23 protein-coding genes are annotated in these 21,029 nt (G+C 68.1%); 14 read left to right on the forward strand and 9 right to left on the reverse strand.

What is annotated here, in order from left to right; all coding sequences use genetic code 11:
* Window positions 1–38 precede the first annotated feature (38 nt).
* From lipA to glmM, 9 genes are all read left to right on the forward strand, one after another.
* Window positions 39–974, forward strand: a complete 936-nt coding sequence (gene lipA, locus FCF25_RS06345; RefSeq protein ID WP_137047743.1) for a lipoyl synthase — start codon at window positions 39–41, stop codon at window positions 972–974.
* A 63-nt stretch (window positions 975–1,037) separates the two neighbouring features.
* Window positions 1,038–1,223, forward strand: a complete 186-nt coding sequence (locus FCF25_RS06350) for a hypothetical protein (RefSeq protein ID WP_137047745.1) — start codon at window positions 1,038–1,040, stop codon at window positions 1,221–1,223.
* Between the two features lie 68 nt (window positions 1,224–1,291).
* The gene (locus tag FCF25_RS06355; RefSeq protein WP_137047746.1) at window positions 1,292–2,659 is read left to right on the forward strand and encodes a M20/M25/M40 family metallo-hydrolase; all 1,368 of its coding nucleotides are present in this window, start codon (window positions 1,292–1,294) and stop codon (window positions 2,657–2,659) included.
* A 378-nt stretch (window positions 2,660–3,037) separates the two neighbouring features.
* On the forward strand, window positions 3,038–4,141 hold the full coding sequence (gene pdhA, locus FCF25_RS06360; protein ID WP_137047748.1) for a pyruvate dehydrogenase (acetyl-transferring) E1 component subunit alpha: 1,104 nt from the start codon (window positions 3,038–3,040) through the stop codon (window positions 4,139–4,141).
* On the forward strand, window positions 4,141–5,133 hold the full coding sequence (locus FCF25_RS06365) for an alpha-ketoacid dehydrogenase subunit beta (protein ID WP_137047750.1): 993 nt from the start codon (window positions 4,141–4,143) through the stop codon (window positions 5,131–5,133). The genes pdhA and FCF25_RS06365 overlap by 1 nt, the downstream gene beginning before the upstream one ends.
* Window positions 5,134–5,136: 3 nt before the next feature.
* Window positions 5,137–6,744 (forward strand): dihydrolipoamide acetyltransferase family protein, encoded by a 1,608-nt coding sequence (locus FCF25_RS06370; protein WP_137047752.1) that lies wholly within the window; start codon window positions 5,137–5,139, stop codon window positions 6,742–6,744.
* A gap of 4 nt (window positions 6,745–6,748) precedes the next feature.
* Complete coding sequence (gene lpdA / locus FCF25_RS06375) at window positions 6,749–8,176, forward strand: dihydrolipoyl dehydrogenase (protein WP_137047753.1); 1,428 nt, start codon at window positions 6,749–6,751, stop codon at window positions 8,174–8,176.
* Window positions 8,177–8,219: 43 nt separating this feature from the next.
* Window positions 8,220–8,513 (forward strand): hypothetical protein, encoded by a 294-nt coding sequence (locus FCF25_RS06380; protein WP_117593923.1) that lies wholly within the window; start codon window positions 8,220–8,222, stop codon window positions 8,511–8,513.
* Between the two features lie 94 nt (window positions 8,514–8,607).
* A complete protein-coding gene (glmM, locus tag FCF25_RS06385; RefSeq protein ID WP_117593921.1) occupies window positions 8,608–9,972 on the forward strand; it encodes a phosphoglucosamine mutase in 1,365 nt (454 codons plus the stop codon).
* A gap of 58 nt (window positions 9,973–10,030) precedes the next feature.
* Here the strand turns inward: glmM and FCF25_RS06390 are convergent, their stop codons facing one another.
* From FCF25_RS06390 to FCF25_RS06415, 6 genes are all read right to left on the reverse strand, one after another.
* Window positions 10,031–11,260, reverse strand: a complete 1,230-nt coding sequence (locus tag FCF25_RS06390; protein WP_137047755.1) for a hypothetical protein — start codon at window positions 11,258–11,260, stop codon at window positions 10,031–10,033.
* A gap of 3 nt (window positions 11,261–11,263) precedes the next feature.
* A complete protein-coding gene (gene hisI / locus FCF25_RS06395; RefSeq protein ID WP_137047756.1) occupies window positions 11,264–11,623 on the reverse strand; it encodes a phosphoribosyl-AMP cyclohydrolase in 360 nt (119 codons plus the stop codon).
* A gap of 49 nt (window positions 11,624–11,672) precedes the next feature.
* Window positions 11,673–12,677 carry an A24 family peptidase gene (locus FCF25_RS06400; RefSeq protein WP_137047758.1) on the reverse strand — a complete coding sequence of 335 codons (1,005 nt, stop codon included), beginning with the start codon at window positions 12,675–12,677 and terminating at the stop codon, window positions 11,673–11,675.
* Window positions 12,678–12,816: 139 nt separating this feature from the next.
* Window positions 12,817–13,206 carry a ferredoxin Fer gene (gene fer / locus FCF25_RS06405; protein WP_117593911.1) on the reverse strand — a complete coding sequence of 130 codons (390 nt, stop codon included), beginning with the start codon at window positions 13,204–13,206 and terminating at the stop codon, window positions 12,817–12,819.
* A gap of 101 nt (window positions 13,207–13,307) precedes the next feature.
* Window positions 13,308–14,447 (reverse strand): inorganic phosphate transporter, encoded by a 1,140-nt coding sequence (locus tag FCF25_RS06410; protein ID WP_117593909.1) that lies wholly within the window; start codon window positions 14,445–14,447, stop codon window positions 13,308–13,310.
* A gap of 67 nt (window positions 14,448–14,514) precedes the next feature.
* On the reverse strand, window positions 14,515–15,705 hold the full coding sequence (locus FCF25_RS06415) for an inorganic phosphate transporter (RefSeq protein ID WP_137047760.1): 1,191 nt from the start codon (window positions 15,703–15,705) through the stop codon (window positions 14,515–14,517).
* A gap of 155 nt (window positions 15,706–15,860) precedes the next feature.
* Between FCF25_RS06415 and hisA the strand changes: the two genes are divergently transcribed.
* Complete coding sequence (hisA, locus tag FCF25_RS06420) at window positions 15,861–16,583, forward strand: 1-(5-phosphoribosyl)-5-[(5-phosphoribosylamino)methylideneamino]imidazole-4-carboxamide isomerase (RefSeq protein WP_117593905.1); 723 nt, start codon at window positions 15,861–15,863, stop codon at window positions 16,581–16,583.
* Window positions 16,584–16,691: 108 nt separating this feature from the next.
* Here hisA and FCF25_RS15525 read toward each other — a convergent pair whose 3' ends face one another.
* Window positions 16,692–16,856, reverse strand: a complete 165-nt coding sequence (locus FCF25_RS15525; RefSeq protein ID WP_157972697.1) for a hypothetical protein — start codon at window positions 16,854–16,856, stop codon at window positions 16,692–16,694.
* A 167-nt stretch (window positions 16,857–17,023) separates the two neighbouring features.
* Between FCF25_RS15525 and hisB the strand changes: the two genes are divergently transcribed.
* Window positions 17,024–17,617 (forward strand): imidazoleglycerol-phosphate dehydratase HisB, encoded by a 594-nt coding sequence (gene hisB, locus FCF25_RS06425; protein ID WP_117593903.1) that lies wholly within the window; start codon window positions 17,024–17,026, stop codon window positions 17,615–17,617.
* Window positions 17,618–17,639: 22 nt separating this feature from the next.
* On the opposite strand, the gene FCF25_RS06430 is transcribed toward hisB, so the two are convergent.
* Together FCF25_RS06430 and FCF25_RS15530 are read right to left on the reverse strand one after the other, a co-directional pair.
* Window positions 17,640–18,194: a putative glycolipid-binding domain-containing protein gene (locus tag FCF25_RS06430; protein ID WP_137047762.1), complete on the reverse strand. Its 555-nt coding sequence runs from the start codon at window positions 18,192–18,194 to the stop codon at window positions 17,640–17,642.
* A 63-nt stretch (window positions 18,195–18,257) separates the two neighbouring features.
* Window positions 18,258–19,154: a hypothetical protein gene (locus FCF25_RS15530; RefSeq protein ID WP_168191213.1), complete on the reverse strand. Its 897-nt coding sequence runs from the start codon at window positions 19,152–19,154 to the stop codon at window positions 18,258–18,260.
* Between the two features lie 96 nt (window positions 19,155–19,250).
* Here FCF25_RS15530 and FCF25_RS06440 point away from each other — a divergent pair, with 96 nt between their 5' ends.
* The 3 genes from FCF25_RS06440 to FCF25_RS06450 all read left to right on the forward strand — a co-directional run bounded on the left by FCF25_RS06440 (window position 19,251) and on the right by FCF25_RS06450 (window position 20,984).
* On the forward strand, window positions 19,251–19,754 hold the full coding sequence (locus tag FCF25_RS06440; RefSeq protein WP_117593896.1) for an ACT domain-containing protein: 504 nt from the start codon (window positions 19,251–19,253) through the stop codon (window positions 19,752–19,754).
* A 68-nt stretch (window positions 19,755–19,822) separates the two neighbouring features.
* Window positions 19,823–20,296 (forward strand): hypothetical protein, encoded by a 474-nt coding sequence (locus FCF25_RS06445; protein ID WP_117593894.1) that lies wholly within the window; start codon window positions 19,823–19,825, stop codon window positions 20,294–20,296.
* A gap of 58 nt (window positions 20,297–20,354) precedes the next feature.
* Window positions 20,355–20,984, forward strand: a complete 630-nt coding sequence (locus FCF25_RS06450; RefSeq protein ID WP_137047765.1) for a YigZ family protein — start codon at window positions 20,355–20,357, stop codon at window positions 20,982–20,984.
* The last annotated feature ends 45 nt before the right edge of the window (window positions 20,985–21,029 follow it).

A 21,029-nucleotide genomic window follows, 5' to 3' on the forward strand; every position in this document is an offset into this window, starting at 1 on the left:
ATCATCACGTTTTTGCACGCCCACCCGTAGGGGTACGTATGGCTTACAGGCGGAAACCGGACTGGCTGAAGATGCGCCCGCCGTCCGGTCGCCGGTTCACCGAGATCAAGCAGACGCTTCGGGACCGCGACCTCCACACGGTCTGCGAGGAGGCGAACTGCCCGAACCTCGGCGAGTGCTGGAGCGGCCGAGACGGCCCGGGGACGGCGACGTTCATGCTGATGGGCGACCGCTGCTCTCGCGGCTGTAACTTCTGCGACGTGCAGACGGGAGGAATGGAGTCGCTCGACCCCGACGAACCCGCGAACGTCGCCGAGGCCGTCGCCGAAATCGGCCTCGACTACGTGGTCCTCACCTCCGTCGACCGCGACGACCTCCCGGACCAGGGCGCGGGTCACTTCGCGCGGACGATTCGAGAGATCAAGCGACGCGACCCCGAAGTGCTCGTCGAGGTGCTGATTCCGGACTTCCAGGGCGAGGAGCGACTCGTCCGGAAGATAATCGACGCCGAACCGGACGTCATCGCGCACAACATCGAGACGGTCGAACGCCTCCAGTGGCCGATTCGTGACCGCCGGGCGAACTACGAGCAGTCGCTGTCGGTGCTCGAACAGGTCGAGCGCGAGTCCGACAGCTACACGAAGACGAGTCTGATGCTCGGCCTCGGCGAGTACCACCACGAGATTTACCAGACGCTGTCGGACCTCCGCGAGGCCGACGTCGACATCGTCACCTTCGGACAGTACCTCCAGCCCTCGCGCTCGCACCTCGACGTGTTCGACTACGTCCACCCCGACGCCTTCGAGACGTGGCGGCGCGTCGCCGAGGACGAGTTCGGCTTCCTCTACTGCGCCTCCGGACCGATGGTCCGGTCGTCGTACAAGGCGGGCGAGCTGTTCGTCGACGCCCTCCTGCGCGACGGCAAGAGCGTCGAGCGAGCGAGAGCGGAAGCGCGTGCGGCGGCCGGGAACTGAGGCGTCTGGATAACTGCTACGGAGCGGTAAACAGTCATGTACCCGCGGCACCCATGCTACACTATGGTGAGTTCCCTCCTCCGCGTCGCGCTCGTGTTGCTCCTGCTGTTCGTCGCCGTGAGCGCACTGGGCTTTCTCGTCGGCCTCGTCGCGACCATCGTCGAAGCCGTCCTGACGCTCGTCGTCCTCGGTGCGCTGCTCTACGGCGGCTACTGGCTGCTGTGGGGTCGCGGCGGGTCGAGCATTTAGAACCGAGAAGCGGACCGAATCGCCGCCGCGTGAGCGCTTATCACACCCCGGTGCGAGCGTAGCGACAGATGACGAACGAACCCGGCGAGTACGTCGGCGACGGCGAGCCGACCGTCGACGCCAGCCTCTGTGACCGCCCGGCCGAACTCCTCCAGGAACTGATTCGCTTCGACACGACGAACCCGCCCGGCGCGGAGCGCACGTGCATCGAGTGGGCCGCCGACCTGTTGGCCGACGCCGGCATCGACTCCGAACTCTACGCGCAGACTCCGGACCGGCCGAGTCTCGTCGCTCGCCTCCCCGGCGGCGACGCGCCCGCGCTGATGCTGTACGGCCACGTCGACGTGGTGCCGACCAGCGACCAGTCGTGGACGCACCCGCCGTTTGCGGGAGTGGAAGAGGACGGCTACGTCTGGGGCCGCGGCGCACTCGACATGAAGTCGGGCGTGGCGATGTTCGTCGCGGCATTCCTCCGCGCGGCCCGCGACGACGTCGACCTCGCGGGCGACCTCGTGCTCTGCCTGCTCGCCGACGAGGAGGCCGGCGGCGACGAGGGCGCGGCGTTTCTCGTCGAAGAGCACCCCGAACTGTTCGAGGACGTCGAATACGCCCTCGGCGAGTTCGGCGGTTACCCGATGGAGTTGGCGGGCGCGCGCCTCTACCCGGTGCAGGTCAACGAGAAGCAGGTGTGTTGGGTCCGCGTGAGCGCGACGGGGCAGGCGGGTCACGCCTCGCGGCCGAGTCGCGGCGACGCCGTCGGCCGTATCGGCGAGGCGCTCGTGACACTCGACCGCGAACGCCTCCCCTACCATCTGACGCCGCCGGTCGAGGAGATGCTCGACCGGATGGCCGAAGCGGTCGACGACGAGACGGCCGCGGTCCTTCGCGGGCTGAAAGAGCCGGAAACCGTGGACGACTCCTTGGCGGCGCTCGGCGACGAGGCGGGGACGTTCGAGGCGCTGCTGCACAACACCGCGAACGCGACGATCCTCAGCGGCGGCGACAAGATGAACGTCGTCCCCGCGAGAGCGGAGTTCACCGTCGACAGTCGCCTGTTGCCCGGCCAGACCGGCGAGGACGTGGCCGCCGAACTCCGCGACCTGCTGGGCGACGGCGTCGACGTTAAGGTGGAACGTTTCGAGGAGGGCCCCGAGGAGACGGATTTGGGACTCTTCGGTCTCTTGGACGACGTGCTCCGCGACGCCGACGAGGACGCGGTCCCGGTGCCGTACGTCCTCCCGGCGGCGACGGACGGGCGCATCTTGGCGCGAATCGGCGTCCAGAGCTACGGCTTCACGCCGATGAGTTTGCCGTCCGACTTCGACTTCCAGTCGCTGGTCCACGCCGCCGACGAGCGCATCCCCGTGGAATCCGTCGAGTTCGGCACCGACGCCGTCTACGACGTCGTTCGCCGGTACGACGGAGTTGCGGAGTAGCGACCGGAGCGAAAGTCGCGTACCAACGGCGCCTGACGCGCCGAATCGGCCGCCGCGAGTCGGGGCGTCAAGGGCGAAGACCGAGTAACCGTCTTCGGCCGGTAAGGGCCGTGAGAGGGAGTCACGCGGGAACTACTGTCGTAGCACCTCGCAGATGCGAATCAATCTTTCCCATTTGTCCATTATACTCCGGAATGTGGTGAGATAATCACGCGAAGCGGCTAGTTACCCCCGAGAATATTTTGAAAGGGAAATTTTACTGCGTCGTCGTGGACAGATTCGGCGTGGTCGGCAGAATTTCTGACTATAGTAAATTATTTACGAAAACCCTATAACTCGGGCGGGAGACTGTTCGACCATGTGCAGGTGGGTACTCCCGTGAGCACGCTTCAGCGTGACCCCGACGAGATGGTTCGGGTACTGGACGAAGACGGTTCCGTCGTCGGCGAGGTGCCCGACCTCGAAGACGAGGAGTTCGTCGAGATATACCGGCAGATGCGGTTGGCGCGGCACTTCGACCAGCGCGCGGTGAGCCTCCAACGGCAGGGGCGGATGGGGACGTATCCGCCGCTGTCGGGACAGGAGGGCGCGCAGATCGGCAGTTCGTTCGCGCTCGCCGAGGACGACTGGATGTTCCCGAGTTACCGCGAACACGGCGCGGCGGTCGTCCGCGGCCTGCCGTTGAAGCAGACGCTCCTCTACTGGATGGGCCACGAGGCCGGCAACGAGATGGGCGAGGGCGTCAACATCTTCCCCGTCGCCGTCCCCATCGCGAGCCAGATTCCGCACGCGACGGGCGCGGCGTGGGCCTCGAAACTCAAAGGAGAGAACAACGCGTTCATCTGCTACTTCGGCGACGGCGCGACGAGCGAGGGCGACTTCCACGAGGGCGTCAACTTCGCGGGCGTGTTCGACACGCCGAACATCTTCTTCTGTAACAACAACCAGTGGGCGATTTCGGTGCCCCGCGAACGCCAGACCGCCAGCGAGACCATCGCTCAGAAGGCCGTCGCCTACGGTATCGACGGCGTACAGGTCGACGGCATGGACCCGCTCGCGGTGTACCAGGTGACGAACGCGGCCGTCGAGAAGGCGAAAAATCCCGAGGAGGGCCAACTTCGCCCGACGCTCATCGAGGCGGTGCAGTACCGTTTCGGCGCGCACACGACGGCGGACGACCCGACGGTGTACCGCGACGACGACGAAGTCGAGAAGTGGAAAGCGAAAGACCCCATCCCGCGACTGGAGGCGTTCCTCCGCGAGACGGGGCGACTCGACGACGAGTCCGTCGACGCCATCCGCGAGGAGGTCGAGGCGGAAGTCGCGGAGGCCATCGAGGCCGCCGAGTCCGTCGAACGTCCGGAGCCGACCGAGATGTTCGAACACGTCTACGCCGAGATGCCCGCGGACCTCCGCGAGCAGATGGCCGACTTCGAATCGATTCGTGAACAGTACGGCGACGAAGCTTTCCTCGAAGACTGATGGCACAAGCAACACAATCGCAGAATCTCACGCTCGTTCAGGCGGTACGGGACGGTCTCTACACCGAAATGCAGGCGGACGACGACGTAATCGTCATGGGCGAGGACGTCGGCAAGAACGGCGGCGTCTTCCGCGCCACCGAAGGACTCTGGGACGAGTTCGGCGACGACCGCGTCATCGACACGCCGCTCGCGGAGTCCGGCATCATCGGCACCGCGGTCGGCATGGCCGCCTACGGCCTGAAGCCGGTCCCCGAAATCCAGTTCTCGGGGTTCATGTACCCCGGATTCGACCAGATAGTGAGCCACATGTCGCGGCTCCGAACCCGCTCGCGCGGCCGCTACACGCTACCGATGGTGCTTCGCGCCCCGTACGGCGGCGGCATCCGCGCCCCGGAGCACCACTCCGAGTCCAAAGAAGCGTTCTACGCGCACGAGGCGGGCTTGAAGGTCGTCATGCCGTCGACGCCGTACGACACCAAGGGCCTCCTCATCTCCGCGATTCGCGACCCCGACCCCGTAATCTTCCTCGAACCGAAACTCATCTACCGCGCGTTCCGCGGCGAGGTGCCCGAGGACGACTACACCGTCCCCATCGGCGAGGCGGCGGTCCGCCGCGAAGGCACCGACGTCTCCGTGTTCACCTACGGCGCGATGACTCGCGCGACGATGGAGGCCGCCGAGAATCTCGAAGGAGAAGTGGACGTGGAGGTCGTCGACCTCCGAACCGTCTCGCCGCTCGACCGCGAGGCCATCGTGGAGTCGTTCAAGAAGACCGGCCGCGCCGTCGTCGTCCACGAGGCCCCCAAGTCGGGTGGCCTCGGCGGCGAAATCACCTCCATCATCCAGGAGGAGGCGCTCATGTACCAGGAAGCGCCGGTCGAACGCGTCACCGGCTACGACGTGCCGTACCCGCTGTACGCGCTGGAGGACTACTACCTCCCGAACGCCGCGCGCGTCGAAGAAGGTATCCGCAACGCGGTGGAGTTCTAACCGATGGGAGTCAAGGAGTTCAAGCTGCCCGACGTGGGCGAGGGCGTCGCCGAAGGCGAACTCGTCTCGTGGCTCGTCGAGGCCGGCGACACCGTCACCGAGGACCAGGCTGTTGCCGAGGTGGAGACGGACAAGGCGCTCGTCGAAGTGCCGTCGCCGTACAACGGTACCGTGAAGGAACTGCTCGCCGAGGAGGGCGAAATCGTCCCCGTCGGCGACGTCATCATCACCTTCGAGGTCGAAGGCGAGGGCGACGACGCGTCGGCGGAGAAAGCCCCGGAACCCGAGACGGAAGCCGACGAGTCCGGCGACGACGAGAGCGAAGCCGTCGCCGGCGAGTCCGCCGAGAAGGGAGCCGACCAGCGGGCCGAGACGCCGAAAGGTCGCGTCTTCGCCGCGCCGAGCGCCCGACGCCTCGCGCGCGAACTGAATGTCGACATCCAATCAGTCGACGGCAGCGGCCCCGGTGGCCGCGTCACCGACGCCGACGTGCAGGCCGCCGCCAACGGCCGCATGGACAGCGACGTCGAAGACGGTGAGGAGGAAAGTGACGACGGACCGCGCGAGGTCTCGACCGACGAGAAGAAATCCGCCGTGAGCCGACGCGACGACGGTCAGTCGGCCGCGAACGGAGCGGCCGCGAGCGCCGAAGCCGCCGGACGCGACCGGACGCTCGCCGCGCCCGCGACGCGCCGGATGGCCGAGGAGGAGGGCATCGATATCGACGACGTGCCGACCGACGAAACCCGCGACGGGCAGGCGTTCGTCACGCCCGAGGCCATCACGCAGTACGCGCAGGCCCAGCGCGAGGCCCGCGAGGCCGAGGTGCAGGCCGACGCCGAGGCGGCGGAAGCGGGCGGGGCCGAGTCCGCGACTGAGGCGGCCGAAGACGGTGTCGCCGAGCGAATCCCCTACCGGGGCGTCCGCCGCACCATCGGCCAGCAGATGGAGAAGTCGCTGTACACCGCGCCGCACGTCACCCACCACGACACGACGGTCGTCGACGAACTCGTCGACGTGCGCGCGGAGTACAAGGAACTCGCCGCCGAACGCGACGTGAAGCTCACGTACATGCCGTTCGTGATGAAGGCCATCGTCGCCGGGCTGCGCGAGCATCCGATACTGAACTCGACGCTCGACGAGTCCGACCCCGACGACGCCGAGATTCTCGTCAGAGACGAGTACAACATCGGCATCGCGGTGGCGACCGACGCCGGACTGATGGTACCCGTCGTGAAGAACGTCGACGAGAAGTCCATCCTGCAGCTCTCCCGCGAGGTCAACGACCTCGCCTCGCGCGCCCGCGAGCGGAAGGTGACCCGCGAGGAGATGCAGGGCGGCACGTTCACCATCACGAACTTCGGGGCCATCGGCGGCGAGTACGCCACGCCGATAATCAACTACCCCGAGACGGCTATCTTGGGACTCGGTGGCATCGAAAAACGGCCGGTCGTCGAAGAGAGCGAGGACGGCGACGACGTCGTCGCGAAGGAGACGCTCCCGCTGTCGCTCTCCATCGACCACCGCGTCATCGACGGCGCGGACGCCGCAGCGTTCACGAACACGGTGATGGAGAACCTCCGTAACCCCAAACTCCTGCTACTCGAATAACACAATGGTCGTCGGAGATATCTCAACCGGAACGGACGTACTGGTCATCGGCGGCGGACCGGGCGGCTACGTGGCCGCCATCCGCGCCGCACAACGCGGACTCGACACGACGCTGGTCGAGAAGGACGACTACGGCGGCGTCTGCCTCAACCGCGGCTGCATCCCCTCGAAGGCGCTCATCACCGGCGCGGACCTCGCCCACGAGGCGGGCAACGCCGAGGAGATGGGCATCCACGCCGACCCCGCCGTCGACATGGCGCAGATGGTCGGCTGGAAGGACGGCATCGTCGACCGCCTGACGGGCGGCGTCGAGAAGCTGTGTAAGGCGAACGGCGTCAACCTCGTGAAGGGGACGGCGAGGTTCAAAGACGAGAACAGCGTCCGCGTCGCCCACGGCGGCGAGGGTCAGGGGAGCGAGAGCATCGAGTTCGACTCCTGCATCGTCGCGACGGGGAGTCGCCCAATCGAGATTCCGAACTTCAGCTACGCGGACGACCCCGTCATCGGGTCGCGCGAGGCGCTCGACATGGACACGATTCCGGAGCGTCTCGTCGTCGTCGGCGCGGGCTACATCGGCATGGAGCTCTCGACCGTCTACGCCAAACTCGGTACCGACGTGACGGTCGTCGAGATGCTCGACGACGCGCTGCCGGGCTACGAGGACGACGTGGCGAACGTCGTCAAGCGCCGCGCGAAGGAACTCGGCATCGAGTTTCACTTCGGCGAGGGCGCGTCGGAGTGGCGCGACTCCAGCGACGGCGGCATCACCGTCGTCACCGAGACCGAAGACGGCGAGGAGTCGACGTACCCCGCCGACAAGGTGCTCGTCGCCGTCGGCCGCTCGCCCGTGACGGACACCTTGGGTCTCGACGCCATCGACCTCGAACCGAACGAGCGAGGGTTCCTCGAAACCGACGACTACGCGCGGACCGACATCGACCACGTCTTCGCCGTCGGCGACGTCGCCGGCGAACCGATGCTCGCGCACAAAGCGTTCAAGGAGGGCATCGTCGCCGCCGAGGTCATCGCGGGCGAACCCGCGGCGCTGGACTATCAGGCAGTCCCGGCCGCGGTGTTCACAGACCCCGAAATCGCGACGGTCGGCATGACGAAAGCGGAGGCCGAGGAAGCGGGCTTCGAACCGGTCGTCGGCCAGATGCCGTTCAACGCCAGCGGCCGCGCGATGACGACGGGTCACACCGAAGGGTTCTGTCGCCTCGTCGCCGACGAGGACTCCGGGTTCGTCCTCGGCGGCCAGATCGTCGGTCCCGAGGCGTCGGAGCTCATCGCCGAGGTCGCGCTCGCCGTCGAGATGGGCGCGACGCTCGAAGACGTCGCCGCGACCATCCACACCCACCCGACGCTCGCCGAAGTGGTGCAGGAGGCCGCCGAGAACGCCGAAGACCAGGCGATTCACACGCTGAACCGCTGAGCGAACACGCAGTTTTTTTGACGGGTCGGTGCGCGTATCGCGCATGGGCCTGTTTGGTTCCCCCTCCGAAGCGGACGAAGACGTGAGCGGTCAGTTTCGACCGGTCGAAGAGGAAGAGACGGACGAGACAGACGAGCGCCAGCCCCAGTGGTGGGTGTCGGCGAACCCGCGCGACGACCAGTTCAACGGCACGCTCAAACGCGTCGTCGACGAGGACGCGGGCGTCGTCATCTACGCGTACACCAACGGCAACGCGGGCGGCGTCACGGCGGTTCCGCTCTCACAGACGGAACTCGACATCGGCGGCGACGAGGAGTCCGGCAACGAATCACGGTAACTCGCGGCACGGCACGCAGCGAGGGCCGGTGACTGGACAGTCTGGTGAGTCGTCTCCGGAACGGCTTTCTTTCTGCCCGCAAGAGCAACCGCCAATGAAGTTGTTCGGGTCGAGTGGAACGCGCGGGGTGGCGAACGAACAGCTAACCCCCGAGTTCGTGCTCCGGGTGGCGAAAGCCGCCGGGACGGTGTGGAACGTCGACCGTGCCGCCATCGCACGCGACACCCGGACGACGGGCGAGCTGTTCTCGAACGCCGCCGCCAGCGGGCTGGCGAGTGTGGGCGTCGACGTCGACCGCATCGGCGTGACGCCGACGCCCGCCGCGACGCGCTACTGCGAAGTCGAGGGGATTCCGGGAATCGTCATCACCGCCTCGCACAACCCGCCGGAGTACAACGGCGTGAAACTGGTCGGCCCCGACGGCGTCGAACTCGTCGTCGAGCGCCTCGAACGCATCGAGGGCCACATCCTCGCCGAGGAGTTCGACACCGTCGCGTGGGACGAGGTCGGCGAGACGCGCCGCGTCGAGTCGGCGAACCGCGACTACGTCGAGGAGATGCTCGCCACCGTCGACCGCGAGAAGATCGCCGCCGGGAACCTCAAGGTCGCACTCGACCCCGGCCACGGCGCAGGCGCACTCACGAGCCCCGGATTCTACCGCGAACTCGGCTGCGAGGTCGTCACCGTCAACGGGCAGGCCGACGGCCACTTCCCGGGACGGAATCCCGAACCCGTCGAGAAGAACCTCGGCGACCTCGGGCGACTGGTCCGCGCGACCGACGCCGACGTGGGAATCGCCCACGACGGCGACGCCGACCGGGCCATCTTCTTCGACGAACGCGGCGAGTACATCGAGGGCGACGCCTCGCTGGCGGCGCTTTCGGCCGCCGGCCTCTCGGCGGGCGACACGACCGTCGCCGCGGTCAACGTCTCCCAGCGCCTCGTCGACGTCTGCGACGAGGTGGGCGCGACGCTGGAACTGACGCCCATCGGCAGCACGAACCTCATCACCCGGATTCGAGAGCTGTGGGCCGAGGGCGAGACCGTCCCCGTCGCCGGCGAGGGCAACGGCGGCGTCTTCTTCCCCGACTACCGCCTCGTCCGCGACGGCGCGTTCATCGGCGCGAAGTTCCTCGAACTCGTCGCCGAACGGCCGCCCTCCGAAATCGTCGAACCGTACACCGACTACCACAACGTCCGCGTCAACCTCGTGTACGACTCGGAGGCGGAGCTGAACGCGATGCTCGCCGCCGCCGAGACGTACGCCGAGGAGGCAGACGCGCAGCCGAACACTATCGACGGCTACCGCCTCGACTACGGCGACGCGTGGGTGCTCGTCCGCCCCTCGGGGACCGAGCCGAAAGTCCGGATCTACGCGGAGGCCCGCGACGCCGCCCGCGCCGAACGGTTGGCCGAGGACGCCCGCGCGACGCTGACGGCCGCGCTCCCGGACCCCTGAGTCGAGCGACGGCCGCGAGGGACGCCGAGGAGAGACGAAGAGAACGGTGCCGACCGGGTCACGCAGACGGAGGGACGTCGAGCGGCGCTTCTGAGTCGTACCCGCACCGGTCCAGCGTGGTACGCAGGCGGTCACGAACTGTACTGAACGCGTCGAGCGACGCCGACACCTCGCCGCGCTGGATTCTCGACCGCTCCGCATCGGTGAGCGACTCGCGGGCCTCCGCCGCCGTCCGGAGACGTTCGTAGTCGTCGCTCTCGGGGAGATAGCGGAGCTCTCGGCACCGAGCGACGACGTCCTCGGGGGCGAACCGCGAGACGACGGAGACGAGTTCGGGAACCAGACACCGGAGCGCGTCGGCCGACGGCGGCGGCCACGACACCGTCAGCGGCCCGCCGTCGAGGCGACTCAGATAGGTTCGGTTCACCGCGACGCGCGCCTTCAGTTCCGCCGGGTCGGAGACGAAGTGCGAGAGCTTCGAGTTCGAGTAGTCCGCGTACTCCAGCAGGTCCGGAATCGGCTCTCCGCCCACGTCGGCCGAGTCGACGTACTCGCGGACGTCGGCGGGCGGCGTGTCGTAGTCCACTAACGGATAGCCGGCGGCCGTTTCGACGAACGAGAGCACCTCCCGGGCGCTCGCGTCGCGCTTGTACGTCTCGAACGCCGCTTCGACCGCGTCGCTGTACGCCCGAACCGGGTCGCGGAGTCGGTCGACGGGCGCGTCGAGGTCGGCCTCGCCGAGCCGTTCGAGGCGTCGGAGCTCCGAGAGGCGGTCGTCGACGTTCGAGAGGCACTGTTCGGCGTCCCTCGTGGCGTTTCGGTGCCGCTCGCGGGCGGCGTCTCGTTCCGCCAGGAGCGCGGCGACGTCGGCGGCGGGAGCGAGCGCGTCGCGGGCGGCGTCGAAGTGCTTCTCGCTCAAGCGGCGACGGTCGAGGAGGTCGTTGGCCGCGTCGAACGCGTCGGCGGCGGGCGCGTCGTCCTCGACGTCCTCGACGAGTTCGGCGAACTTCCGTTCGAACTCGACGAACGCGCCGAAGTCGCCGGTTCCGGTGGCGCGGCCCTCGTAGCGGTCCAGGAGCGTCAGCGCTCGGTCGTAGGCGTCGGCGACGAGTTCGACGGTTTCCGCACCTTCGTCGACGACGGCCGCCTCGGCGCGTCGGCGGTCCTCGAAGGCGGCCTCCAGTTCGTCGGCGACCGCCCCCGCGTTCGAGGGGTCCGAGGGGTCGACGGTCGGTTCGACGCTCTCACCGCTCTCGGAGTCGGCCGCGGAGTGGTGTGCGTCGGTCATGGGTCAGTAGACGTTGTCGGGGTCGAACACCCGCTCGCCGACGTTCTCGTCGTCGATAGTCCGGTAGAAACAGGAGCGGTGGCCGGTGTGGCACGCGCCGCCGGACTGGTCGACGAGGTACAGCAGAGTGTCGGCGTCGCAGTCGACGCGAATCTCTCTCACGTCCTGGGTGTGGCCGCTCGTCGCGCCCTTCTCCCAGAGTTCGTCGCGGCTTCGCGAGTAGTAGTGTGCGCGCCCCGTCTCCCGGGTTCGGTCGAGCGCTTCGGGCGAGACGTACGCCAGCATCAACACCTCGCCGGAGTCGGCGTCCTGGGCGACGGCGGGGACGAGGCCGTCCTCGCCGAAGTCCACGTCGACGGTCATACTCGCACAGAAGCGGGTCCGGCCGATATGTCTTGTGCGTTTTCGACGGTCAGACCAGTCCGACTGCGCCCAGCACTCCGAACAGGATGTCGCCGTAGAGGAGCGCGACGAGCAGGCCGACGAACGTGGGGACGACGAACGGGAGGCCGGGCATCACCCACACTCGCTCGCGGGTCGCCACGAGGTCGAGGCCGTCGCGGAGTTTCTCGGGCGTCGTTCCGTAGGCGCTCCAGTCGAGCGAGTCGAGAAACGCCTCGGCGGCCCACGGGTCGTCGTACGCCGCCGGAGAATCGCGGTCGACGCTCCCGTCGTGGTGTTCCGCGAGCGTCGTTCCGCCGTCGGCGACGGCGGGACCGTCGCCGACCGACCCGTCGCCGACGGGGTGCGTCTCGCCGACGCTCGCCGGGTCGCGGTGTGCGTCGGGATCGGCGCGGAGTTCCGAGAGCGTCGTCCCGCGCCAGCGTAGGTACATCCGGAGCGCGTCGAGGTCGAGGCCGTCGCGGGTGTAGCCGCGCGGCGTCTCGAACAGACTCCCGTGACGGGTCGGCAGCGAGGAGACGGTGACCTCCTGGCCGACGAACATCACCGACGAGAACCGCCGCGCCGCGAGGTTTCGCAGAGCGAGCGCGACCGGATACGCGACGGCGACGAGCACGGCGTTCGTGAGGATGGTGAACGAGAAGACGCCGAGCGTCGTCTCCACGAGGGGGAGTTCGACGCCCGAGACGAGATACGAGGGGAACGTCGGGAACAGGAGCGCGAGGACGATGAGCGCCTTCGCGTCCGCCGCGCCGAAGCCGCCGACGTACCAGAACGCGTAGCCGAGAGGCGCGACGAAGAAGACGCTGATCGCGACCTGGAGGAGGAACAGCGAGTCGAGCGGGCCGAAGGGGTACGCCGCCAACAGGTCCCACCCGAGCAGGACGATGCCGAGCGCCGCCAGCGGGGGCCACATGCGGTTCGGGAGGCGGCGCGTCTCTACGTCCCGCCACGCCGCCCACGCGAAGACGGGAACGACGAGCAGACGCAGCAGATCCGGCATCGTACCGAGCATGATTCGCCCTTGCGGGTAGGGAAAATAGGTGTTGTGGTCGTGTCGGGTGGGCGCGAGAAATAGGACCGCTCCCCGGCGGAGAGCGGCGGCTACGACGGCTGATTCGGATAAAATATGCTGGGTGAGAACGGTCGACCGCTCAGATGACGCGGTTCTGCAGGTAGTCGAGGTGCTTCGCGTTGTACACGATGCGGACCTCTTCGGCCTGCGGCGAACCGATGCAGGTGAGACGGACGTTCTTCTCCTCGACCTCTTCGTCGGAGAGAATCTGCTGCATGTCCATCTCGATCTCGCCCTCGTACAGGATGGCGGCGCAGTTCGCACAGGCGCCTGCACGGCAGGAGAACGGCCAGTCGTAGCCCTGCGCCTCGGCGGCTTCGAGGATGTACTCGCCCTCGTTGACGTCGAGCGAACCGTAGTCCTCTTCGTCGAGGCCGGCGTCTGCGGCGTTGTCGAAGAGGTCGTCGTCGTCCATCTCCCAACCCTGGTCGTCCAGTACTTCGTAGTTAAGGTATTCTACCGTGGGCATCAGGCACAGGTTCGACACCCATACCATTAGACTTTGCTGTTCAGCCCAGAGTCGTGTGGTGGTTCGGGCCACAGGAACCGAAACTCGGAGTCGACCGGCGGTTACAGCGGGGCGAACGTAAAGAGCAGAAACGACGCCACCGCTGACAGCGACGGGGTGAGAATCCAGAAGAAGATGACCCGTCCGGTCGTCCCGGGGTCGAACAGGTCGTTGGCGGTGAGGTCGTCGCTCTCGTCGCCGACGCGCGGGACCTCCTCCTGCCGTTCGGCCGCCAGCGCGTTCACCGACACCTTCGGGCCCTCGCCGCGAACCGCCTGCCCGAGCGTCACCGTGCGGGTCGCCCGTCCCCACCCGAGTCCGACGATGCTCATCGTCGCGCTCACCGCGAGACTCGCCGGGATGCCCAGAGCCGACAACACGGTGATGAGCGTGGCGCTGACGACTTCGACGATGAGCGCCGCCAGGATGGGGAGGTCGGTGAGGTCGTTGCCGACGGTGTCGAGCGTCCGCCGCGCGATGGTGAACGCCCCGAGTGCTATCGCGCCGCTCGCCAGTAACACGCCCTGGTCGATGGGGACCGCGCCGTTGCCGACCAGCGGGGCGACGGCGTTCGCGACGTTCGACGCGCCCGCCGAGAACGCCATGTAACAGGCGATAACGACGACGAGCACCGCTCCGACGAGTTCGCGCAGCGTCGTCCCCGGGCCGAGGCGAGGCAGCGGCGTGTACTCGACGAGCGGCCCGTCGCTGCTGTCGATGACGAACCGGGCGTCGAGGTGCGGGTAGACGTAGCGGCCGATGACGGCGCAGACCCAGAAGGCCAGAATCGGCGCGACGATCCACCACGAGACGATTTCGAGCATCTTGGGCTGGTTCAGCGTGTCGGTCGCCAGTCCGAGTCCGGCGATGGCACCGACGGCCGTCATCGACGTGGAGGCGGGAACGCCGAAGGTGTTCGAGACGAGCAGCGCGAGTCCGACGAACAGCAAGACGGCGACGCTGGCGGCGAGGGTGAACTGGCTCTGCGGGACGATTTCGCCGCCCATCGTCTCGACGACTTCCCGCCCGACGGTCCAGCCGCCGAGCAGCGCGAACACCGCCATCAACGCGGCGGCGACGAGTTTGTTCACCACGCCGCTGCCGACGGCGGGACCGAACGCGACGCCGGTGGAGGAGCCACCGATGTTGAAGCCGACGAAGACGGCGACCAGAACGCCGACGACGAGAAGCGCTTCTACCACGGTAGGGGGCATACTCCCGTTCGACTGTTAAGCCGTCCGCATTCGAGTGAACGACGTGAGAGCCGAGTTACACGAAGGGCACGAACCGGAAGACGATGTAGGCCGCGGCGGTCGCGAGCGCCGGGACGAGATTCTGTAGCAAGACGATTCGAGCCGTCGTCGCCGGTCGGTACAGTTCGGCCGTCGCCGCCGTCTCCGTGGGCGCGAGCGGCGGTTCCTCGGTCAGTTCGCCGGCCGTTCCGAACCCGGTCGCGGCCGCCGCCGACTGCGCGGACGCCTCCGTCGACCTGGTCGCCCCAGGTGTTCCGACGCCGGTGGGGGGCGTACCCGGGAGCGTCGTCCCTTCGGCGCGGGTCGCTCGCCCCCAGCCGAGTCCGACGATGCTCATCGTGGCGATGACGACGAAACTCGCCGGGATTCCGAGCCCCGAGAGGACGGTGACGAGACTCGCGCTGACCGTGGCGACGACCAGCGCCGCCGCCAACGGGAGGTCGGTGAGGTCGTTGCCGACGGTGTCGAGCGTCCGCCGCGCGATGGTGAACGCCCCGAGTCCGATGGACCCCGCCGCGAGCAGGATGCCCTGGTTCATCGTCAGCGACCCGTTGCCGACCAGCGGGGCGACGGCGTTCGCGACGTTCGACGCGCCCGCTGAGAACGCCATGTAGCAGGCGATGGCGACGACGAGCGCCGTTCCGCCGAGTTCGCGCATCGTCGTGTTCGGTCCTAACTTCGGTCGGGGGGCGAACTCCAACAGCGGCCCTTCGGACTGTCTGACGGCGATTCGAGCGGCGATTTCGTCGTAGGCGTAGCGGCCGACGACGGCGCTCACCCAGAAGCCGACGATGGGTGCGACGAACCACCACGAGACGATCTCGAGGACGACGCCCGTGTTCAGACGGTTGGACGCGAGGCCGAAGCCGGCGATGGCGCCGACGGCCGTCATCGACGTGGAGGCGGGAACGCCGAAGACGTTCGAGGCGAACAGCGCGAGCCCGACGAAGAACAGCATGGCGATGCTCACCGACAGCGTGAACGGGTCGCCGGTGACGATGTCGCTGCCGAGCGTATCGACGACGCGACGGCCGACGGTCCAGCCGCCGAGCAGCGCGAACACCGTCATCAGGCCACCGGCGGCGAGTTTCGACACCGCACCGCTGCCGACGGCGGGTCCGAACGCGACGCCGGTGTTGGAGCCGCCGATGTTGAAGCCGACGAAGACGGCGACGAGAATCCCGGCGGCCAAGAGGAGGGTCGACACGCTACGATGGTTCGCGTGAAACCCACATAAGCGTCCGGTTCCGGCGCGCTCGTCGTGTTCGGGCGCGAACAGGTGTCCGACTCGGTCGGCCGAGTGTCGTCGGCCGAGTGTCGTCGACCGAGGTGTTTTACTCGCCGTGGCCCGCAGCGTCGGCTATGAGACAGTTCCCCGAGTTCGAGGTCGTGCCGGCCGTCGACGTGCAGGACGGCGAAGTCGTCCAGCTGGTCCAGGGCGAGCGCGGCACGGAGAAGCGATACGGCGACCCCGTCGAGGCGGCCCGCCGATGGGTCGACGAGGGCGCGGAGACGCTCCACCTCGTGGACTTGGACGGCGCGTTCGAGGGGCAGCGCGAGAACGCCGCGGCCATCGAAGCCATCGTGGAGGCGACGGACGTCGACGTGCAGGTCGGCGGCGGCATCCGAACCGCGGCGGACGCGCTCTCGCTGCTCGACGGCGGCGTCGACCGGGTCATCCTCGGCACGGCGGCCGTCGAAAATCCCGACGTCGTCGGCGAGATAAGCGACGAGTATCCCGACTCGGTGATGGTGAGCCTCGACGCGAAAGACGGCGAAGTCGTCGTCTCGGGGTGGACCGAGGGGACCGGATTGGACCCGGTGGAGGCGGCGGGCCGCTACGAAGCGCTCGGCGCCGGAGCCGTCCTGTTCACCGACGTCGACGTCGAGGGGCGGTTAGAAGGCGTGCAGGCGGACCGAGTCCGCCGTCTCGCCGACGCGGTCGACATTCCGGTCGTCGCCAGCGGCGGCGTCGCCACCGTCGACGACGTGCGGGCGCTCCGCGAGGCGGGTGCGGCGGCAGTCGTCGTGGGGACGGCGCTGTACGAAGGACAGTTCACGCTCCGCGAGGCGATGTCGGCGTAACGTTGTCCGTCAGCGGCGGAACCGACAGCGTCCGTGACGGAACTGGCAGTGTCAGCGACGGAATCGACAGTGTTCGTAACGGAGCCGGCGCTGCCAGCGATGGCACCGTCAGTGACGGAACCGGCAGCCGACGCCGCGTTCGAGCGCGTCGACGGTGCCGACGGCCGCGAGCAGGACGAGGACGACACCGAGCACGACGCCGGTGAACGTCATCGAGGAGACGAACAGCACCCCCACGACGAGTGTGAGCGCTATCGTCAGTTCGCGCTTCATCGGTGCTCGCCGAGAAACACTTCAGACATATCAAAAGGTAGCAGACGGCCGTCTGCCTCGCGTCAGACGAGTGTAATCTCGGTGTCGGGTTGTGAGCGTGGCCGCGGTGACGCGTCGCGGGTGTGTGAGAGCGCAACGGTGATACGCGCGGCGTCCGAGGTGCGAGCATGAGCGACCGCACGGCCGCCGTGTTCCGCGAGACGGCGGAGACCACCATCGACCTCACGCTCGACGTCGACGGCACCGGCGAGGCCGACGTCGACACCGGCATCGGCTTCTTCGACCACATGCTGACCGCGTTCGCCAAACACGGCCTCTTCGACCTCGACGTGGAGTGCGACGGCGACCTGCACGTCGACGACCACCACACCGTCGAGGACGTCGCCATCGTGCTCGGCGAGGCGTTCGAGGACGCCCTCGGCGACAAACGCGGCATCGTCCGCTACGCCGACCGGAAGGTGCCGCTGGACGAGGCCGTCGTCGGCGTCGTCGTCGACGTGAGCGGCCGGCCACACTTCGACTTCGAGGGCGAGTTCTCGCAGGACCGGATCGGCGACTTTTCGAGCGACATGGCGCGGCACTTCGCGTACTCGCTGGCGATGAACGCCGGCCTGACGCTCCACGTCGACGTCGAGCGCGGCGTCAACGCCCACCACGAGGTCGAGGCGCTGTTCAAGGCGCTCACGCGGGCGCTCGACGACGCGACCCGCATCGACGAGCGCCGCGCCGACGACACGCCGAGCACGAAAGGCGAACTGTGAGCGCGGAACCGGAACGTCCTCCTCAGTCGGTCCGTCGGAACAGGTCCGGGTAGTCGCGGACGACCCCCTCGGAGTCGACCGGAATCTCGGCCGAAAAACCGCTCGTCAGGCTCTCGTACCGGAAACGACCGCCGTCGGCGTCGACCGGGTCCAGACAGGTGTACCGCTGCTGGACCGCCGAAACCTCGAACGCCGGAACCGAGACGTACACCATCGAGAGCGTCGCCGACTCGCCGGAAGCGAGGTTCAGCCGGCGAATCGGAAGCGCGTTCGTAAACGGCGTCGCCGAGATGTCCGCGTCCAAACAGCCGTCGAGTTCGGGAATCGGCGCGCCGTCGCCGTCGGTCCACCGACCCTCGCCGTCCGCGGCGAGTTCGAGACCCGCCTCACCGTCGAACGACTCGACCGACACCGAGCGGACGCGTCCGTCGGCGTCGCAGTCGAGCGCGTACCGAATCCGGAAGCGGTCTCCCTCGTCGACGCCGAGGACGACCGAGTCGGCCGACAGCGGCCCGGTTTCGTACCGCAGATGTTCGAGTCCAGCGCCGTCGGCGGGTTCCCACAACACGTCGTTCATACTCGAATCGCGCGGACGAGCGCGAAAACGCGTTCGGTCCGTCGCGGGAGGGGGACTCGGGGCTCAGTCGCGGTGTAACTGTCCGTTCCGCTCGGCGAGCACGCCGCGGTCGACGGCGTGGTCGAGAATGTCGCGGACCTGCGAGTCGTCGAGCTCGTACGCGCCCGAGGCGAGCGACTCGATCTCCGCGCGGTCGACGGGGAACTCCCGATTGGAGAGCAGCCGCATCACGGTTCTGAACTCGGCGGGTTCCTCGGCGCGTGCGGCCGCGTCGTTCTCGTCGTGGCCGGCGTCGTCGCGGTCGTGGCCAGCGTCGTCGCGGTCGTCTCCTTCACTGCCTTCGTCGGGGTCGACGCTCGCATCGCTCCCGTCGCTGTCGGGAGCGGACGTGGCGTCGTCGCCATCGTCGTCGTCGTTCGTCCCCTCGCCGACCGGCGTCCCGATAGTAACGCCCTCGGCGTCGAGCGCGAGCGGGTCGTCGAACCCGGTCGTGTCGATGGCGTCGCCCGGCGACGGTACCGTAGGCGTCTGTTCCGGGTCCGGGTTCGACTCCGTCTGTATCCCCTCGTCGGGTCGGGCGTCGTTAGCGTCGGTGGTTTCGGCAGCGTCGTCAGCGTCGGTGGTTTCGGCAGCGTCGTCGGCGTCGGTGGTTTCGGCAGCGTCGTCAGCGTCGGCGGTGTCGGCGGCGTCGTACTCGTCGTCGGTGGCGCCGGTGGTTTCGACAGGTTCCGGCGACGGGGACGACGCGTCGGGGGTCGAAGAGCCGCTCTCCGGTTCAGCGCCGCCGAGCACGTCGACGAGCGGTTCGAGGACGGTGCCGAGTTTCTGCCGGCAGGCCGTACAGAGCACGACCGTCCGCTGCTGGTCGTCGGTCGGGTCGAACCGCGGCGGGACGACGGCGAGTTCGGTGAGGCCGTCGCCGAACGTCCCGCAGAAGTAACACGAGTCGAGGTCGGCCATACGCCAGACGCGCGGGCCGGCGGCTAAAAACCAACGGCGCGGCCGGCGGAGACGGCCACAACTAAGACCGCGAGGCGCGCAGGCACTCGCAAGCGAATGTTCGACGAAATCATGGAGAAGTTCGAGGGGAGTCCGAGCCAACAGGCGGTCATCCGTCTGCTCCTCGAACGCGGCTTTTCGGTCAACGACGAGGGACGCGTCGTCTCCGGCAGTATCGAGATTCCGAACACCCAGATCGCCCGCGAGATCGGCGTCGACCGCCGCGTCATCGACTCGACGACGGAGGCGGTTCTCGCCGACGACGACCTGCGGCCCATCTTCCAGAACATCAGCGCCATCCCGAGTCTGTTGAGCCTCGCGCCCGTGCTCGACTTGGCCGCGCTGACCGTCGAGGTCGGCGACGCCGACGAACCGGGTATCGTCTCGACGATCACGACGCTGTTGGCCGACGAGGGCATCAGCATCCGCCAGACGATAAGCGAAGACCCCGAGTTCACCGACGAGCCGAAACTGTACATCGTCACCGACGACCCCATCCCCGGCGACCTGCTCAACGAGATCTCGGCGCTCCCGTTCGTCCGCCGCATCAGTCTCGCCTGAGTGGTTCGGGGCTCGAACGCCGACCGGCGATGAACAGCGTAATCTACCCCGAGGGGCCAAAAACGCGCATGGACAAGCCGACGGCGGTGCGGTCGAGCGAGCCGACGACCACCGAGAGCGCGGGCGTCACCGTCACGCGCCTCGTCGCCGGGCAGGCGGCGTTCGTCGCGGCGACCATCCACCTCTGGTGGGGGTTCCCGCGACTGCTCGCCTACCTGCAGGCGGGGTCGTTCGCCGACCCCCGACCGTACCTGTTCGTCCCCTCCGGACTGCTGCTTCTCGGCGTCGTCGGCGCGATGCTGCTCGGCCGCCGCGACCGCGCGCTGTACGCCCTCGCGGCGGCGGTGCTCGCCGCGTACGTCCTCGGCTACGCCTGGTGGCACCTCGGCGACCACGGCGGCCTCGTCCCCGGCGGACACGCCCAGGGACCGCTCGCGACCATCCTCGAACACCTCCTCGAAGAGCCGCGCGACTTCGTGTCGATGTTCGCCGAACTGGTCGGTGTCGGCGCGTTCGCGGCGCTCGTCGGCCTCGACCGCTGAACCGGGCCGGTGGAACGACAGAGACAACCCTTTCTCCCCGCGCCCCGCGCACACGACCATGACCGACGCCTATCGCACCGTCGCCGGGCGGGCGAGCGCGCAGTTCGAGGTCCGCGGCTCGGAGTTCATCGGCTACGTCTCCCCCGCCGACGGCGTCGACGCCGCGGAGGCGTTCGTCGCCGAAATCGAGGAGAAACACCCGGACGCAACCCACAACGTTCCCGCCTACCGCGTCCCCGCGGGCCCCGCCTCGGCGTCGAACCCGGGTGACGTGATGCTCCGGGAGTACCAGAGCGACGACGGGGAACCGACCGGGTCGTCGGGGAAGCCGGCGCTGAACGTGCTCGTCCAGCAGGACATCAGAAACGTCGTCGCCGTCGTGACGCGCTACTACGGCGGGACGAACCTCGGCGTCGGCGGTCTCGCGCGGTCGTACTCCCGCGCCGTCAAGGAGGCCGTCGAGGCCGCGGGCGTCGTCGAGGAACTGCCGCACGAGACGTTCTCCGCGGAGGTCGAGTACGACGACTCGGGGACGGTCCGCGGTATCCTGGAGAGCGCGGGCGTCGAGTTCGACGCCGAGTACGAGGAGTCGGTCCGATTCGAGGTCCGGGTGCCCGTCGACGACGCCGACGCCCTCAGGGAGCGACTGCGGAACGCCACGAGCGGACGGGTCGAACTCGGAGGGTGAGCACTCGCGCAGTTCCGCCAACGACACACTCACGGCGGCGGGTTA

Source organism: Haloprofundus sp. MHR1, from assembly GCF_005155585.1.
GTDB classification, from domain to species: Archaea; Halobacteriota; Halobacteria; order Halobacteriales; family Haloferacaceae; genus Haloprofundus; species Haloprofundus halophilus.

Bases quoted from the DNA above. Each gene is read 5' to 3' on its own strand.
- FCF25_RS06440 (WP_117593896.1), top strand. From the start codon at position 19,251: ATGTTCGACGAAATCATGGAGAAGTTCGAGGGGAGTCCGAGCCAACAG.
- lipA (WP_137047743.1), top strand. From the start codon at position 39: ATGGCTTACAGGCGGAAACCGGACTGGCTGAAGATGCGCCCGCCGTCC.
- FCF25_RS06390 (WP_137047755.1), bottom strand. From the start codon at position 11,260: ATGACCGACGCACACCACTCCGCGGCCGACTCCGAGAGCGGTGAGAGC.
- FCF25_RS06380 (WP_117593923.1), top strand. From the start codon at position 8,220: ATGGGCCTGTTTGGTTCCCCCTCCGAAGCGGACGAAGACGTGAGCGGT.
- FCF25_RS15530 (WP_168191213.1), bottom strand. From the start codon at position 19,154: ATGGCCGACCTCGACTCGTGTTACTTCTGCGGGACGTTCGGCGACGGC.
- FCF25_RS06400 (WP_137047758.1), bottom strand. From the start codon at position 12,677: ATGCTCGGTACGATGCCGGATCTGCTGCGTCTGCTCGTCGTTCCCGTC.
- lpdA (WP_137047753.1), top strand. From the start codon at position 6,749: ATGGTCGTCGGAGATATCTCAACCGGAACGGACGTACTGGTCATCGGC.
- FCF25_RS15525 (WP_157972697.1), bottom strand. From the start codon at position 16,856: ATGAAGCGCGAACTGACGATAGCGCTCACACTCGTCGTGGGGGTGCTG.
- hisB (WP_117593903.1), top strand. From the start codon at position 17,024: ATGAGCGACCGCACGGCCGCCGTGTTCCGCGAGACGGCGGAGACCACC.
- fer (WP_117593911.1), bottom strand. From the start codon at position 13,206: ATGCCCACGGTAGAATACCTTAACTACGAAGTACTGGACGACCAGGGT.
- FCF25_RS06450 (WP_137047765.1), top strand. From the start codon at position 20,355: ATGACCGACGCCTATCGCACCGTCGCCGGGCGGGCGAGCGCGCAGTTC.
- FCF25_RS06365 (WP_137047750.1), top strand. From the start codon at position 4,141: ATGGCACAAGCAACACAATCGCAGAATCTCACGCTCGTTCAGGCGGTA.
- hisA (WP_117593905.1), top strand. From the start codon at position 15,861: ATGAGACAGTTCCCCGAGTTCGAGGTCGTGCCGGCCGTCGACGTGCAG.
- glmM (WP_117593921.1), top strand. From the start codon at position 8,608: ATGAAGTTGTTCGGGTCGAGTGGAACGCGCGGGGTGGCGAACGAACAG.
- FCF25_RS06370 (WP_137047752.1), top strand. From the start codon at position 5,137: ATGGGAGTCAAGGAGTTCAAGCTGCCCGACGTGGGCGAGGGCGTCGCC.
- hisI (WP_137047756.1), bottom strand. From the start codon at position 11,623: ATGACCGTCGACGTGGACTTCGGCGAGGACGGCCTCGTCCCCGCCGTC.
- FCF25_RS06350 (WP_137047745.1), top strand. From the start codon at position 1,038: ATGGTGAGTTCCCTCCTCCGCGTCGCGCTCGTGTTGCTCCTGCTGTTC.
- FCF25_RS06430 (WP_137047762.1), bottom strand. From the start codon at position 18,194: ATGAACGACGTGTTGTGGGAACCCGCCGACGGCGCTGGACTCGAACAT.
- FCF25_RS06445 (WP_117593894.1), top strand. From the start codon at position 19,823: ATGGACAAGCCGACGGCGGTGCGGTCGAGCGAGCCGACGACCACCGAG.
- FCF25_RS06355 (WP_137047746.1), top strand. From the start codon at position 1,292: ATGACGAACGAACCCGGCGAGTACGTCGGCGACGGCGAGCCGACCGTC.